General features: G+C 59.3%; 13 protein-coding genes, 1 tRNA gene and 1 pseudogene. 7 read left to right on the top strand and 8 right to left on the bottom strand.

What is annotated here, in order from left to right:
• From FB009_RS16495 to lipB, 3 genes and pseudogenes are all read right to left on the bottom strand, one after another.
• Positions 1 to 161, bottom strand: a pseudogene (locus tag FB009_RS16495) (S-(hydroxymethyl)glutathione dehydrogenase); the annotation flags it as partial.
• An 84-nt stretch (positions 162 to 245) separates the two neighbouring features.
• Positions 246 to 638, bottom strand: a complete 393-nt coding sequence (locus FB009_RS16490) for a helix-turn-helix domain-containing protein (protein ID WP_011975202.1) — start codon at positions 636 to 638, stop codon at positions 246 to 248.
• Positions 639 to 846: 208 nt separating this feature from the next.
• Entirely contained in the window at positions 847 to 1635 is a 789-nt protein-coding gene (gene lipB / locus FB009_RS16485; RefSeq protein ID WP_011975203.1) for a lipoyl(octanoyl) transferase LipB, read from the bottom strand.
• A gap of 158 nt (positions 1636 to 1793) precedes the next feature.
• Here lipB and FB009_RS16480 point away from each other — a divergent pair.
• The 4 genes from FB009_RS16480 to FB009_RS16460 all read left to right on the top strand — a co-directional run bounded on the left by FB009_RS16480 (position 1794) and on the right by FB009_RS16460 (position 7299).
• Positions 1794 to 1878: transfer RNA gene (locus FB009_RS16480), tRNA-Leu, on the top strand.
• A gap of 576 nt (positions 1879 to 2454) precedes the next feature.
• Entirely contained in the window at positions 2455 to 4404 is a 1950-nt protein-coding gene (locus FB009_RS16470) for a PrkA family serine protein kinase (RefSeq protein ID WP_011975204.1), read from the top strand.
• 24 nt (positions 4405 to 4428) lie between these two features.
• Positions 4429 to 5745 (top strand): YeaH/YhbH family protein, encoded by a 1317-nt coding sequence (locus FB009_RS16465; protein WP_011975205.1) that lies wholly within the window; start codon positions 4429 to 4431, stop codon positions 5743 to 5745.
• Between the two features lie 6 nt (positions 5746 to 5751).
• Entirely contained in the window at positions 5752 to 7299 is a 1548-nt protein-coding gene (locus tag FB009_RS16460) for a SpoVR family protein (RefSeq protein ID WP_162142251.1), read from the top strand.
• A 204-nt stretch (positions 7300 to 7503) separates the two neighbouring features.
• Here FB009_RS16460 and FB009_RS16455 read toward each other — a convergent pair whose 3' ends face one another.
• From FB009_RS16455 to FB009_RS16445, 3 genes are all read right to left on the bottom strand, one after another.
• Complete coding sequence (locus tag FB009_RS16455; protein ID WP_011975207.1) at positions 7504 to 7857, bottom strand: hypothetical protein; 354 nt, start codon at positions 7855 to 7857, stop codon at positions 7504 to 7506.
• Between the two features lie 59 nt (positions 7858 to 7916).
• Positions 7917 to 8183, bottom strand: coding sequence for a hypothetical protein (locus tag FB009_RS16450; RefSeq protein ID WP_011975208.1), 267 nt, complete (start codon positions 8181 to 8183; stop codon positions 7917 to 7919).
• A gap of 174 nt (positions 8184 to 8357) precedes the next feature.
• Positions 8358 to 8849, bottom strand: coding sequence for a peptide deformylase (locus tag FB009_RS16445; protein ID WP_011975209.1), 492 nt, complete (start codon positions 8847 to 8849; stop codon positions 8358 to 8360).
• 219 nt (positions 8850 to 9068) lie between these two features.
• On the opposite strand from FB009_RS16445, the gene mgtE reads away from it, so the two are divergent.
• Both mgtE and FB009_RS16435 read left to right on the top strand, forming a co-directional pair.
• The gene (gene mgtE, locus FB009_RS16440) at positions 9069 to 10490 is read left to right on the top strand and encodes a magnesium transporter (protein WP_011975210.1); all 1422 of its coding nucleotides are present in this window, start codon (positions 9069 to 9071) and stop codon (positions 10488 to 10490) included.
• Between the two features lie 174 nt (positions 10491 to 10664).
• The gene (locus tag FB009_RS16435; RefSeq protein WP_011975211.1) at positions 10665 to 11051 is read left to right on the top strand and encodes a MerR family transcriptional regulator; all 387 of its coding nucleotides are present in this window, start codon (positions 10665 to 10667) and stop codon (positions 11049 to 11051) included.
• 45 nt (positions 11052 to 11096) lie between these two features.
• Here FB009_RS16435 and FB009_RS16430 read toward each other — a convergent pair whose 3' ends face one another.
• Complete coding sequence (locus tag FB009_RS16430; RefSeq protein ID WP_024312202.1) at positions 11097 to 12107, bottom strand: heparan-alpha-glucosaminide N-acetyltransferase; 1011 nt, start codon at positions 12105 to 12107, stop codon at positions 11097 to 11099.
• A gap of 139 nt (positions 12108 to 12246) precedes the next feature.
• A complete protein-coding gene (locus FB009_RS16425) occupies positions 12247 to 12936 on the bottom strand; it encodes a DUF599 domain-containing protein (RefSeq protein WP_011975213.1) in 690 nt (229 codons plus the stop codon).
• Between the two features lie 639 nt (positions 12937 to 13575).
• Here FB009_RS16425 and FB009_RS16420 point away from each other — a divergent pair.
• On the top strand, positions 13576 to 14976 hold the full coding sequence (locus FB009_RS16420; RefSeq protein ID WP_011975214.1) for an L-serine ammonia-lyase: 1401 nt from the start codon (positions 13576 to 13578) through the stop codon (positions 14974 to 14976).
• Positions 14977 to 14994: the final 18 nt, after the last annotated feature.

Below are 14994 nucleotides of genomic sequence, written 5' to 3'. Positions count from 1 at the left end.
CCTTCCGGATCCGCCCCCGAAAGCGTGAAGTCGTCGGTATGGCAGATGCCGGTCGCCTTCACCTCGACCAGAACCTCGCCGGCCCGCGGCCCTTCAAGCTGCACGGTCATGACTTCCAACGGCTTGCCGGCCTCCAATGCGACGGCGGCGCGTACATCCATGTCTCTACTCCATCAAAAAGGAAGAATATTCAGGCAGGGACCGTCATATAGCGCCGGTCGCCATCGGCAAGGGAAAGTGCAGCGTCACCGAACGTCCAGGCGCTCGAATTCCAGTTCGAGGGCCGCAATGGCCTCGGCGGTCTGCTCATGCAGCTTCTTGACGAGATAGAGCTGTTTGCGAAGCTCGTCCCCCGATGCAACCCCAGCGGTATCATCCGGTGCGCGGCCGATGCCCGCCATCAGCCAGGCCGGCGACACGCCAAGCACGCCGGCCAGCATGAAAAGGCGATTGGCCCGTGGCTCGGCACGATCGCGTTCCCAGGAGGCGATGGTGTCGTTGCGCACACCAAGCTTGCTCGCTAGCTCCTTCGTAGAGAGCCCCGTCGCGTCGCGCGCTCTCCATATGCGACCGCCCAGCGTATCGCCGTCTCCTGTCTGGTGCAGACGTGCAATCGCATTTTCGGTTGATAACAGCATAGTAGCTCCTTTCGCCTGTTGTCGTTGTCGGGTGCCGAGGCACCGTGACTGCCCGCGGTGGGGCGAAGGTGAAGGGAGCTTATAGGCTTTTCCTCGCGGATGGGGCAATGCGAAGCGGCAAAAAGAGGGCCGAAAGCGCCTTGGCCGTCATTTCCGGGGTCTTTCCTGCTGGATGATTTCGTGAACCGCAACCTGGTTCGGAGCCCGGTTATTCGCTTTCCAGGCGGGCTGTCCCGATGCCGTTCGTCTCGCTTCTGGTTGGGCCGAAGACCATCTCGAAGGCCTCTCTCAGCCTGATATCGACGTCCGCCATCATCACGGGTAGGCCGAGATCGACGAGGCTCGTGACGCCGTGGCCCCTGATTCCGCAAGGCACGATCCCATCGAAATGTTCTAGATCGGGATCTACGTTCAGCGACAATCCGTGGAAGCTCACCCATCGGCGCAACCGAATGCCGATCGCGGCGATCTTGTCCTCCGCAACCGTGCCATCCATGAGCGGCGGCTTCTCCGGGCGGCGCACCCAGACGCCGACGCGATCCTCGCGGCGCTCGCCCTTGACGTTCATGGAATCGAGCGTGGCTATGATGACGCTTTCGAGTGCGGCGACAAAGGCGCGAACATCCTGGCGTCGGCGCTTCAGGTCGAGCATGACGTAGACGACCCGCTGCCCTGGGCCGTGATAGGTGTATTCACCGCCTCTTCCGGTTGCGAAGACCGGAAAGCGATCCGGGATTACGAGGTCGGCCGCGTTGGCGCTTGTCCCTGCTGTGTAAAGCGGCGGGTGCTCGACCAGCCAGACCAATTCATCGGCTGTGCCGGCCGCGATATCAGCGGCTTCCCGCTCCATTGTTTCAACGGCTTCCTGATAATCGACGGGGGCAGGTGCGATACGCCAGCGCACCGGTGGCGCTTCCGGCGGTGCGAACATGCTCTGGATAAGGTCTTCGCGCTGCATGGTAACCTTGCGAATGCTGTTCTTTTCCGGCCTGTACATGGGGGCGCCGAGGGCAAGAGTCCAGCATTTCCAGCACTTCGCGGAGGGTTGGCCGAAATAGTTTTGTTTCGAGTCAGATTTCTGTCGTCATGCACTTGTGCACCCGGAATCCTTTTGCTACATGCAGCCCCGCCGACGCAATCGGCACCTACCACGATGCGGTCGTGGCGGAATTGGTAGACGCGCAGCGTTGAGGTCGCTGTGGGGCAACCCGTGGAAGTTCGAGTCTTCTCGACCGCACCATCTAAGATGAAGAAGCCCCCGCAACCAAATGGTTTCGCGGGTTTTTTTATTTTTAACCCCCTTTCACGACGATGTTGCTGGACGCGATCGAGCACGAGGACTATCCTCTACCCTACGGCGTGTTGAGCTCGGCGTCATACCTCGGGAACAGCGCCGTTCCGATCTCTGCTCCGTGCCGATGCGGAGCGCCCGCCAGGCTTCGACATGGCGGTGACTGATCACGAAATCACCGTCCTGCATGACGTTGTTGATGGCTAAATTCGTGGAATCGCAAAAAAAAGTCGGCGAATGAGCAGGGACAAGTTATGATTCGCTTGTCATGACGGATTCGCGAGAAGCGCCGGCATGATGGGGTGACAGAGCGACGAGTCTTGCGGGTGCGCCTCACGTCTTTCACGAGGCGCCGATCGGTCGATCCCGAACCGTTAGCGGATGTTCGTCGCTGGCTGCTGCTTCGGTATCCGTTTCAGTGTCGGTTGTGAAGGAACTTTGAAGCTAGGAAAACCGTTCACCTGAAGCAGATGCCGAAAGGCAGCGAGCCCGTTTCAACCAAGCGGCCCGCCGCGGGAGAGCACGATGCAAAGGAGTGAATCTGACGTCTTCGATCTCTTTTCGGAGATTTATACAAGTGCAGCGCAAGAAGAGATAAGTCTACAGGAATATCTCCTCGCATGTCGCGATGACAAAAGCATGTACGCCACCGCTCAGGAACGAATGGTGGATGCTATTGGAGAGCCGATTCTCGTCGATACCAGCGCTGACGAGCGTTTAGGTCGGATCTTTTCAAACCGAACAATCAAAATCTATCCGGCATTCTCCGATTTCTTCGGCATGGAAGACACGATCGAGCGCATCGTCGGCTACTTCCGTTATGCCGCCCAGGGTCTCGAAGAGCGCAAGCAGATCCTTTATCTTCTCGGGCCGGTCGGCGGCGGCAAGTCCTCGCTCGCCGAAAGGCTGAAGAAGCTGATGGAGCTGCGGCCGATCTACACGCTGATGGTCGACGGCAAGATAAGCCCGGTCTTCGAGTCGCCGCTCGGCCTCTTCCATCCCGAGCGAATGGCCGATCTGCTGGAAGACAAATATGGAATAGCCCGCAGGAGGTTGACGGGTCTGATCTCTCCCTGGGCCTCCAAGCGCCTGGACGAGGTGGGTGGCGACATCTCCAAGTTCAGCGTCGTCAAGCTGATGCCGTCGCGCCTGCGCCAAATAGGCATCGCCAAGACCGAGCCGGGCGACGAGAACAATCAGGACGTTTCCTCGCTTGTCGGCAAGGTGGATATCCGCCAGCTTGAAAACTACAGTCAGGCCGATCCCGATGCTTACTCCTACAGCGGCGGGCTGAACCGCACGACGCAGGGGCTGCTCGAATTCGTCGAGATGTTCAAGGCGCCGATCAAGGTCTTGCATCCGCTCCTGACCGCGACTCAGGAAGGCAGCTACAACGGCACGGAAAACTTCGGCGCATTCCCGTTCCAGGGTACGATCCTCGCCCACTCCAACGAGTCGGAATGGCTGCAGTTCAAGAACAACCGCAACAACGAGGCTTTCCTGGATCGCATCCTGGTGGTCAAGGTTCCCTATTGCCTGCGCGTCACAGAGGAGAAGCAGATTTACGACAAGCTTCTTCGCGAGAGCGAGCTGGTCAGCAATCCCTGCGCTCCAGAGGTGCTGGAGATATTGAGCCGTTTCACCGTTTCCACCCGGCTCGTTCCGCATGAAAACTCGTCTCTCTACACAAAGATGCGCGTTTACGACGGCGAAAATCTCAAGGATGTCGACCCGAAGGCGCGATCGGTGCAGGAATATCGGGACGCTGCCGGTGTCGACGAAGGTATGACCGGCGTCAGCACGCGCTTCGCCTTCAAGGTCCTGTCCGAAACTTTCAACTACGACACCAAGGAGGTTGCCGCCGATCCTGTGCATCTGATGTACATTCTGGAGCAGGCCATCAAGCGCGAGCAGTTTGCGAAGGAGACCGAGGCAGCCTATCTCGATTTCATCAAGTCGGAACTGGCCACCCGTTATGCGGAATTCATCGGCCATGAAATCCAAAAGGCCTATCTGGAGTCCTACAGCGAATACGGCCAGAACCTGTTCGACCGCTATATCGCCTATGCCGACGCCTGGCTCGAGGATCAGGACTTCAAGGATCCCGATACGGGGCAGATCCTCAACCGCAAGATCCTCGACAGCGAGCTGTCTCAGATCGAAAAGCCGGCGGGGATCGCCAACCCGAAGGACTTCCGCAACGAGGTCGTCAAGTTCACCCTGCGGGCGCGCGCCAAGAACCATGGCAAGAACCCGTCCTGGACAAGCTATGAAAAGCTTCGTGAAGTCATCGAGAAACGCATGTTCGGTCAGGTCGAAGACCTGCTCCCGGTCATCAGCTTCGGATCGAAAAAGGATAGCGCCACAGAGAAGCAGCATGTCGAGTTCGTGCAGCGCATGAAGGAGCGTGGGTACACGGAACGGCAGGTGCGGCGTCTCGTCGATTGGTACATGCGTGTGAACAAGGCAGGTTGAGGCTGCGGATGCAGGGGTTAGCTAATGCCGAATTTCATCGACCGCCGCCTCAATCCGAAGGACAAGAGTCTCGGCAACAGGCAACGTTTCCTGAAACGGGCGCGAGAGGAGCTTAAACGAACCATCAAAGAACGGGTCAAGTCGGGCAAGATCGCGGATGTGGATGCGGAGCAGAACGTGTCCATGCCGGCCCGCGGCGTCAACGAGCCGGCCTTCCAGCCGGACTCCAACAGCGGCGAGCGGCGCCACGTCCTGCCGGGAAACCGGGAGTTCGCGGCAGGAGACCGCATCCCGAAAAGGGGTGGAGGCGGCGGCGCCGGAAATGCGGGCGCCGGCACCGGCCAAAGCGAGGACGAGTTTCAGTTCGTCCTTTCACGCGAAGAGGTGCTCGACCTCTTCTTCGAGGATCTCGAACTCCCCGACATGGTCAAGCTCAATCTGAAGGAGTCGGTTACGTTCAAGCGGCGACGAGCCGGCTTCAGCGCAAGCGGCTCTCCCACGAACATCAATGTCGGGCGCACCATGCGCAACAGCTATGGGCGCCGAATCGCATTGCGGCGGCCGTCGCGCCGGGAAATCGAGGCCCTGGCCGATGAGATTGCCAGGCTCGAAACCGAGCCTGGCGGGCGGAACAAGCATCGTCAGCGATTGGAGGAACTGCGACAGACGCTCGACAGTCTCGAGCGACGGCGCCGGCGAATTCCCTATGTCGATCCGGTAGACATTCGCTTCAATCGTTTCGAGCCTCAGCCTTTACCGAATGCGAGCGCAGTCATGTTCTGCCTCATGGATGTCTCGGCGTCGATGGGGGAGCGGGAGAAGGACCTCGCCAAACGTTTTTTCGTGCTGCTGCATCTCTTCCTCAAGCGGCGCTACGAGCGGATCGACATCGTATTCATCCGGCACACCGATGAAGCCGGCGAGGTCGACGAGAACACGTTTTTCTATAGCAAGCAGAGCGGCGGCACGGTCGTTTCCACCGCCCTGGAGGAGATGCTGCGCGTTATCAGGGAGCGTTACCCTGCCAACGAATGGAACATCTACGCCGCACAGGCGTCGGACGGCGAGAATATCTCAGGCGACTCCGAACGCTGCGCCTCCCTTCTTCATGACGAGCTCATGGGACTTTGCCAATATTATGCCTATGTCGAGATCATCGATGAGCGCGAGACGGAGATTTTCGGCACCACCGACAACGGGACTTCGCTCTGGCGAGCCTACCGCATCGTCGATGGCGAATGGCCGAATTTCCAGATGACCCGCATCGCGAAACCGGCGGATATCTATCCCGTCTTCCGAAAACTCTTCGGCAAGCAGCCGGAGATGCAATTGCGCAAGTAAAAGGGGATAGGGATGGGCACCGCCTCGAACCTTCTGTTCCAAAGTTCCGACTGGAATTTCGAAACGCTGGCGCACACCTATGATGCCATCGAGGAGATCGCGCTGGGCGATCTCGGTCTCGACGTTTACCCCAATCAGCTCGAGATCATCTCCTCCGAGCAGATGCTGGATGCCTATTCGTCCGTGGGCATGCCGCTCATGTACCAGCATTGGTCCTTTGGAAAGCGCTTCGTCTTCGAGGACCATCTCTATCGCAGAGGGCGGCGGGGGCTGGCTTACGAGCTGGTGATCAACTCCAATCCCTGCATCACCTATCTGATGGAGGAGAACACCATGGCCATGCAGGCCCTGGTGACCGCACATGCCGCCTTCGGCCACAATCATTTTTTCAAGAACAACTATCTTTTCCGGCAGTGGACCGACGCCACCGCAATCCTCAGCTATATGGACTTCGCCAAGAAATACATTGCCAAATGCGAAGAACGGCACGGAACGCCGGCAGTGGAGGCGATCCTCGACTCTGCGCATGCGCTCATGGAGCAGGGCGTCTTCCGCTACCGACGGCCTCCGCGCCTGTCGTCCGAAAAAGAACGGGAACGGATGCGCGAGAGGCTGGAATATGAAGAGCAGACCTATAGCGACCTGTGGAGAACACTTCCGCCATCAGGGGAAAACAACGATCCGACGCAATTGGAAAAGGAACTCGCGGAGCGGAAAAAATCACTGAACCTTCCGGAAGAGAACCTGCTCTATTTCCTGGAAAAAACCAGCCTCATCCTTGAACCATGGCAACGCGAGATACTGCGGATCGTCCGCGTGATCGCTCAGTACTTCTACCCGCAGCGGCAGACGAAGGTTATGAACGAGGGATGCGCCACCTTCGTCCACTACACCATCATGAACAAGCTTTTCGACCAGGGAAAGATAAGCGAAGGTGCAATGCTGGAGATCCTCCAGAGCCATACCAACGTCGTTTTTCAGCCCGGCTTCGACGACCCCCGCTTTCCGGGAATCAATCCGTATGCGCTGGGATTTGCCATGATGCAGGATATCGAGCGGATCTGCGTCGCGCCTACGGCAGAGGACCGCGATTGGTTTCCCGACATCGCCGGCACCGGCAACTGGCGCGAAACGCTCCTCGACGCCTGGGCCAATCATCGCGACGAATCCTTCATCCTGCAGTTCCTGAGCCCGGCGCTGATCCGAAAGTTCAGGCTCTTCCTCTTGACGGACGAAGCGGACGACAACTTCTGCGAAGTGGCATCCATCCACAACGAGCGCGGCTACGAAGCGTTGCGCGGCGCACTCGCCCGCAGCTATGACATCGGGGTCAACCAGCCCGATATCCAGGTCATGGATGTCGATCTGCTCGGAGACCGCCACCTGCGGCTGCAGCACAATGTGAAGGATGGAGTGCTGCTGGAGGAGAACAGCCGCGATTCCACTCTGCGCCACGTCCGCCATCTCTGGGGATACGAAGTGAGCTTAGCGGGGGTCGATGCGGAAACCGGCGAAACGCTCTATGAGTGCTCGACAGAGGAGCTTTCAGACTAGAGCGGGGTGAGGAAAGCGGTGTGCGGTTTTCCGCGCGCAAACCGCGTCTTAACCTATGGAATCGATCACGATGATTCTAGGTCGATCCAACCTAAACATCGTGATCGAGGATCGCGTCGCATCGCGCGATTGAATGCGCCGCAGAGGGTTTCCCCGGGGTCACACCCGAGGATCAGGTGGAAAGCGGAACTTTGGCTCGCGGAACTACTTTTCCGTCCCCTCCGGGGAAACCTGCTGTGTCTCGCCGCCAGTGCCGGTTTGTGCCGTCGGGTCCCTGTCGGTTGGAACCGCTTGACCGGTGCCGACGCTGCCCGTCTGCTCCGGCGAGGGCGCCGGTTGGACCTGTTCGGTTTCCGTGAGACGATCGTTGTCGGTGCTTTCACCCCAGATTTCGACAGCGCCCCAGGCGAGCAAGGCCAGGAACAGGCCGCCGACGAGGACGCCGAGGACCGGAATGCCCGAGCGACCCTGCTTCGCCTCCTCGCCGGTGAAATTCTCTCGATCGGCTCCATGCGTTGCCGTGACCGGATCGCCGCGTTCGTCAAGATGTTTGGCCATCGATTTCACTCCGTTGACTGTGGTTGTTGAACGGAGCAGGCCCTGACAATGTTCCGCGATCAGTCGCCGGGAGGCCAGGTGTCGGCAACGCTGCGGCGAACGAGCTTATAGGTGTGGTCGGGCTGCACTTCGTAGGTCTCGAAGACCATGGAGCCCTTATGGAGGAACCGGTTCTGGATCATGGTCCCCGGCGCCGCGCGGGTTTTCCGGGAAGAGGCATTTTCGCCGTAAGTCAGGCTTCCGGGGAGCGGCTCCAATTCGGGAGTGGTCGCGGTGCAGGCTGAAAGCGCAGCCACGCAGAGGAGTGTAAGAGCCATTTTTTTCATCAGCTGTCCTTTGCCTCGCCTAGTGAAGCCTATATTCGCCCAGGCGTGATTCACGCCCGCAGTAAAGGTTCGAGCACTTCCAGGAAAACGGCATGAGAGATTTCCAATCTGAAGTGCTGAACGATCTAGCCAAATCAACCCGGAAGCGCAATCTGCTTCCGGAAAGGGTTTGGCTCAGTCGAGCTTCTCAAAGCGCTTGATGGCGCGTTCGCGCTTCAGCCTGGAAAGGCGCCGTATCCAGAAGATGCCGTCGAGCTGGTCGATCTCGTGCTGCAGGCAGACCGCCATCAGTCCCGCGGCTTCCTCCTCATGCGTTTTGCCCTCCAGCGTTTGAAAGCGCACGCGCACGCGCGCCGGCCGCTCCACCTCTTCGGCGATGCCGGGCATGGAGACGCTGCCTTCGCTGTGGCGTGTGGAATCGGCCGACTGCCAGAGGATTTCCGGGTTCACGAAGCTGCGCGGTCCTGCTTGGGGGTCGGTTTCGATAACTGTCAGCCGCTGAAGGATGCCGATGTGCGGCGCGGTGATGCCGATGCCGGGGGCAGCGCGCATCGTATCGATGAGATCATGTGCCAGCTGGCGAAGGCTTTCGTCAAACCGGCTGACCGGCTCGGTGGCGGTCGCAAGCGCTGCATTCGGGTAGCGTATGATCGATCGGACAGCCATTGGGAACCTCTGGTAGTGGGGTGTCGCCGGCCGGGCGCGGTCAACGGACATTCGAATTACTTTTATGTGACATTGCAACAGCTTGGATAAAACGTTCGGTGGCCGATGTCGATTACGCATCGGCTGTGGACCTTGGCGGAGCTTTGCGTTAGCAGGGCATGGGGCCCGTTTCCATGCGCAGGTTCGGGCGGCGGCAAAATCTCTCAAGGGGGCGGGTCCATGAGCAGCACCGGCGACGACGACCGCGATTCCGATGAAATCGTCATTCATCACGACCCGGACATCTATGCCGAGGATGGATCGCTACGCTCCGACTTTCTGATGCATGTCGGCGCCGCGATCGCGGATCGCGACACGATCTATCTTCGCCAGCACGTTGCAGGCCTTCATGCCTCCGAACTCGGCGATCTTCTCGAGGCGATCCAGCCGGAGCAGCGCGTCGCGCTGGTCCTGCTGCTCGGCAAGGACTTCGATCTCGCCGCTCTGACCGAAGTGGACGAAGGGATTCGTCTCGACATCGTCGAGCATCTGCCGAACGAGCAGATCGCCGAGGCGATCGGCGAAATGGATTCCGATGATGCGGTCTATATTCTGGAGGACCTCGATCAGGAAGATCAGGAAGAGATCCTCGCCAAGCTTCCCTTTACCGAGCGTGTCCGCCTGCGCCGTTCGCTCGACTATCCGGAGAGCACCGCCGGGCGACGCATGCAGACGGAATTCGTCGCGGTGCCGCCATTCTGGACCGTCGGACAGACGATCGACTACATGCGCGAGGACGACGACCTGCCCGAGAGTTTTACGCAGATCTTCGTCATCGACCCGACGTTCAAGCTGCTCGGGGCCGTCGACCTCGACCGGGTTCTGCGCGCAAAGCGATCGGTAAAGATCGATGCCATCATGCGTGACACCAGCCATTCCGTCCCGGCTGAAATGGATCAGGAGGAGGCAGCGCAGCTTTTCGAGCAGTATGACCTCCTCTCGGCCGCGGTCGTCGATGAAAACGGCAGGCTCGTCGGCGTTTTGACGATCGACGACGTTGTCGATGTGATCCAGGAGGAGGCGGAAGAGGATTTCCTGCGCTTGAGCGGCGTCGGCGATGAAGAATTGTCGGACTCCGTGGCGGAAGCCGCGCGTTCCCGCATTCCCTGGCTTTTCGTCAATTCGATAACCGCCTTTGTTTCGGCCTCGGTGATCGGTCTGTTCGATGCGACGATTCAGCAGATCGTTGCGCTCGCCATTCTGATGCCGATCGTCGCCGGCATGGGCGGCAATGCGGGGTCGCAGACAATGACCGTAACAGTGCGCGCGCTTGCGACCCGGGGCCTCGATATTCACAATGCACCGAGAATTATCCGCCGAGAGGCGGGCGTCGGCCTCCTGAATGGCGTGATCTTCGGAGCATTCATCGGCCTTGTTGCCGGGCTTTGGTTTCAAGATCCCGATCTCGGCGGCATCATAGCGACGGCGATGCTGATCAACATGATGGCTGCTGCTCTCGCCGGCATCCTGATTCCGCTTCTGCTGGAAAAATCCGGCGCTGATCCCGCGGTCTCTTCTGCAGTCTTCGTAACGACCGTCACCGACATCACCGGCTTCTTCAGCTTCCTCGGAATCGCGGCCTGGTGGTTCCGTATCGCTTGAGTTGCAAAGCACAAGCGTTCTTTCGGGCGCGCAAAGACTGCAGCAGCAGCTCGATGCGCTCGGCGCGTTGCAGCGCAATCCCTGCCAGCGAAGGGGCGAGCAGTAGGCGCGGCGTGTTTGACTTTTACGTCAAAGTCAAAGATAGTGTGAACCAGTTTGCGATGGAATGGCTGCGTGAATAAGTATTATAGCATTACCGAGCTGACCCGGGAATTCGGCATCTCAACTCGAACGCTGCGTTTCTATGAGGATGAAGGACTGATTCATCCGGAGCGCCGTGGGCGCACGCGTCTCTTCCGTCCCGCCGACCGTCACCTCATAAAAGAGATACTGCGCGGCCGGCGCATTGGCTTCACTATCGCCGAGATTCGCGAGATTATTCAAGTCTATAAGGACCCGCCTGGCGAGATGGGTCAGCTGCAGCTCCTCATGAAGCGCGTTGAGGAGAAGCGCGAGGACTTGCGACAGAAGCGCAAGGACATCGAAGACACCCTCACCGAACTCGACAATGTCGAGGAGGCCTGCCTGACGCGTCTTGCGGAAATCGGTGTCGGCACCTGATCTGGATGCGAGCGGAAAAGCGCACGCGCTTTTTCTGATCACGCTCTAATCCACAGAGCGCGACTCCATCGTGCACTGACCGGCGATACGCGCGATGCGCTCATCAGTTGTGACATCAATCTTGCCCAGGTTCAGATCGTCGAACAGATCCTGCTCCTTCAGACGATCGAGCGTGCAGCCGCAGAAGTTGCTGCAGGAAATTCCGGAATTCTCACTGCCGCAGGCCTGCTCGCAATTGCGCCGATAAATCTCGGTCGAATCCGGCGCGGGGGCAGGAACGGCGATGGAGAACAGATACACGACCGCAAGAAGCAGCGGCTGGTGTGCAAGATATATCAAAAGGCTATGACGCCCAGCGAAGGCAAGGGATGTGATCAGCACGGCGTTTCCGGTTGCGGAGCCTCGACTGCGACGCCGAGCGGAAAGCACCGGGTGAAGCAGCTTCGCGCAGCCAAGCCCGACCAGGAAAGGTGCGAGCCACGGAAAGAGAGGGACGTAGTCATTCGAGCGAGGGATCGTTTCCGAAAGGCCGACCCACCACAACGCCGGCGTATCGAAGTATGATGAGCGCAGATAGTAGGGCGCTGCGAAGGCCGCGGCAGCTGCAAGAAAGGAAGTGGCGGCCGGCAATCTGAGGAACAGGAGGCCGACGAGGCTTGCCGCCGCGATAGAGTGGAGAATGCCGAAGAAGATGAAGGAATGACGGAAGGCGAACCAGGTCCCCACGCTGATCAGCGCGGCGGCGCCCGCGATCTTCGCGAAACGCATGGCGAAGGCGCGCGGACGGAATTTCGGATATTGTCCGAGCACGAGGCTGTAGCCGGCAAGGAAAAGGAAGCTGCTGGCAATCAGGCGCGCAAACATCCGCCACCCGCCAGTCCCTGCGGTGCCGGCCGCCACATAGCCGAAGAATTCGAGGTCCCAGACAAAGTGATATACAGCCATGGCGACGAGAGCCAGGCCGCGCAGCGCGTCGAGAAGAGCGATCCGCTTGGCTCCCGTCGCGTCTGCGGGCACTTGCGCTTCAGGAGTCGTCGTCGCGCTGCTGTCGGACATTGATTTGGTGCTCTGTTGCTGCAAATGGCTTGGTGCGGGCGGCCTCGTCTCAGTCGCGTCGCGATTGTGTTGAAATGAGGGCCGCAAGCCATCCCGCTCTCGCTGTGACGGCGTCTGAACCGGGGATAAACGATTGCCTCTATGGTGCATTCTCGATCAACGCAGTGCGCGCTTCGGAAAAGAATTGCCGGCGCGCGAGGACGAAAATGACGAGGGAAGTCAGCACCATGAAGACATAGGGGCTGATGAACCAGCCGAGATAGCCGATCGACAGGAAAATCGCCCGGAGCCCGGCGTTGAAGTGCTTTGCCGCCAGAACGTTCATGCGGATCGCGCGTTCCGCGGCGCGCTCGGCGGCGGGCTGGTCTCGCTTCATATCCGCTATCATCGGAATTCCGCCCATCAGAATCGAGCAATAATTGAACAGCCGATACGACCAGCCGAACTTGAAGAAGGAATAGCCGAAAAGGCAGGTCAAACCGCCTACTTTCAGTTCGAAGGCCGTGCGCCCGCTGCGGAATATATGCGGCAGGTCGCTAAAGATCAGTTGGACCTGGTCTGTCGCTCCCAGCAGTGCGAAACAGCCGCCGAGCGCAAAAATCGTGGTTGAGGCGAAGAATGCGGTCCCGGCCTGTAGCCCGGCGATGATTTGCGTGTCGATCATCTTCAGGTCGCGAGTGAGCGAATTGCGGATCCAGCGTGCCCTGTGCTCATTCATCAGACGCGTCAGGCTGACGCGGTCGAAGTTGCGCCGCCCGTCAGACGTCCAGCTGAATACGGCCCAAAGGAGAACGAAAAAGGCGAGTGCGACGTAATCTTCTAAGGTCATAGCGGTGTTTTGGCACGGTCACCTGAAAATGCAAGATCGCCGCTCGGAGCCGATTTTAAGTTTTAAGGCGAAATCCGGGCGCGTGAGCCGAACCCGGGAAGCCGGGGACGAGCCATTCGGACACGGACTTGTGTCCGTGCTGAGGCTGTTGTGGCGCGCTTTGCCACGTTCTCGCCCTAATGCGCCATTGCGTGTTAACGAATTCTTCGCTATTGGACTGCCCACACGCCTGTTGGCTGCTGAGCCTTGGGTATTCGGAGATATCATGGACAAAACAGTAGAGAAGTCTTGCTGGGGCGTAACGGTTCGCGCCGTAGCTGGTTTCGGCGGTGTACTCGTTCTCGCCTATCTCTTCGGCGGCTTCTGAAAATCGAAAGCAATGTCATGGCGATGCAGTCTGCGGACTGCATCGGTTTTTTTGACTGCCCGTCGGGCGCGGATCGCATGTCATGTCGCACGAACGGAAGCCGATGTCGGTTGGTCGCCTGATAGACCGGCATAGGATCGCTTAGGGTTCGTTCCTATATTAGGAACGATCGACGCCGTCCCAGAAGCAAACCGGTCGGCTCGGTTCCATCATCGACGCAGGCGTGAAGGTGCTCGGCATCGGCTCCTCGTCAGATTCTAGGCAGGCAGTTCATGTTTCTTTCCGTCTTCGACGTATTCAAGATCGGTATCGGCCCGTCGAGCTCACATACGATGGGGCCGATGTCGGCGGCGAACAGGTTTCTCGATCTTATTCTTTCGGACGAATGGCCGCGGCCCTCCAACGCAGCTGTTGCCGCTATCCAGGTCAGCCTTCATGGTTCGCTGGCGCATACGGGAATCGGCCATGGATCGGGCAGGGCGGTTATTCTCGGCCTGATGGGCGAACGCCCCGATCTCGTGGATCCGGACAAGATGGACGAGGTAATCGAGGAGGTGGAGCGCACAGGGCGTATCACGCCGCCTGGACATCCTTCCTATGCATTCCAGCCTAAGGCGGATCTGGTTTTCGATAAGAAGATGGCGCTGCCTGGCCATGCCAACGGCATGTCCTTCTCCGCCTTCGACCGCGACGGCCGGCTGCTTCTGAAACGCATCTACTATTCGATCGGTGGCGGCTTCGTCGTTACTGATACGGAGCTCGGCGCGATGAGAGCTCAGAAGAACAAGACGGCCGGCGTCAAAGTGCCGTATCCCTTTGCCACCGCACAGCAGATGCTCGACATGGCCGCCCGTTCCGGAATGAGCATCGCTCAGATGAAACGGGCCAACGAAGAATGCAGCATGTCGAGGCAGGAGCTCGACAACGGGCTCGACCGCATTTGGGCGGCAATGAACAGTTGCATCGACCGCGGGCTCAGCCAGGACGGCATCATGCCGGGCGGGCTAAAGGTTCGCCGCCGCGCCAGGGCAATCCACGACAAGCTCCAGGAGGAGTGGCGTTCCAACAAGGTTAATCCTCTACTCGCCAACGATTGGCTGAGCGTCTATGCGATGGCGGTCAACGAGGAGAATGCCGCCGGTGGCCGGGTGGTGACGTCGCCTACGAACGGGGCGGCAGGTGTCGTCCCGGCGACGATCCGCTACTATCTTCATTTTCACGAGGATGCCGACCAGGACGGTATCCGCGACTATCTGCTGACTGCCGCGGCGGTTGGCGGTATCATAAAGCACAACGCCTCTATTTCCGGGGCGGAGGTCGGCTGTCAGGGCGAAGTTGGATCCGCGTCGGCGATGGCCGCCGCGGGCCTTGCAGCGGTGATGGGCGGAACGCCGGAGCAGATCGAGAATGCGGCCGAAATCGCCCTCGAACACCACCTTGGAATGACCTGCGATCCGGTCGCAGGCCTCGTCCAGGTGCCTTGCATCGAGCGTAACGCCCTTGGTGCCGTCAAGGCGGTCACGGCCGCCTCGCTCGCCCTTAAGGGCGATGGCAAGCATTTCGTGCCGCTCGATGCCTGTATCGAGACGATGCGCCAAACCGGCGTGGACATGAACGAAAAGTACAAGGAAACATCGACGGGCGGTCTCGCGGTCAACGTCGTGGAGTGTTAACGCGAATGCGGACCGAGA

The organism is Sinorhizobium medicae, assembly GCF_007827695.1.
GTDB lineage: Bacteria > Pseudomonadota > Alphaproteobacteria > Rhizobiales > Rhizobiaceae > Sinorhizobium > Sinorhizobium medicae.
The sequence above is the reverse complement of the archived record's forward strand: the minus strand, read 5'-3'. Positions and strand labels throughout refer to the sequence as shown.

Excerpts from the sequence above, each read along its gene's own strand:
- FB009_RS16490 (WP_011975202.1), bottom strand. The coding sequence starts at position 638 with ATGCTGTTATCAACCGAAAATGCGATTGCACGTCTGCACCAGACAGGA.
- lipB (WP_011975203.1), bottom strand. The coding sequence starts at position 1,635 with ATGTACAGGCCGGAAAAGAACAGCATTCGCAAGGTTACCATGCAGCGC.
- FB009_RS16470 (WP_011975204.1), top strand. The coding sequence starts at position 2,455 with ATGCAAAGGAGTGAATCTGACGTCTTCGATCTCTTTTCGGAGATTTAT.
- FB009_RS16465 (WP_011975205.1), top strand. The coding sequence starts at position 4,429 with ATGCCGAATTTCATCGACCGCCGCCTCAATCCGAAGGACAAGAGTCTC.
- FB009_RS16455 (WP_011975207.1), bottom strand. The coding sequence starts at position 7,857 with ATGGCCAAACATCTTGACGAACGCGGCGATCCGGTCACGGCAACGCAT.
- FB009_RS16450 (WP_011975208.1), bottom strand. The coding sequence starts at position 8,183 with ATGAAAAAAATGGCTCTTACACTCCTCTGCGTGGCTGCGCTTTCAGCC.
- FB009_RS16445 (WP_011975209.1), bottom strand. The coding sequence starts at position 8,849 with ATGGCTGTCCGATCGATCATACGCTACCCGAATGCAGCGCTTGCGACC.
- mgtE (WP_011975210.1), top strand. The coding sequence starts at position 9,069 with ATGAGCAGCACCGGCGACGACGACCGCGATTCCGATGAAATCGTCATT.
- FB009_RS16430 (WP_024312202.1), bottom strand. The coding sequence starts at position 12,107 with ATGTCCGACAGCAGCGCGACGACGACTCCTGAAGCGCAAGTGCCCGCA.
- FB009_RS16425 (WP_011975213.1), bottom strand. The coding sequence starts at position 12,936 with ATGACCTTAGAAGATTACGTCGCACTCGCCTTTTTCGTTCTCCTTTGG.
- FB009_RS16420 (WP_011975214.1), top strand. The coding sequence starts at position 13,576 with ATGTTTCTTTCCGTCTTCGACGTATTCAAGATCGGTATCGGCCCGTCG.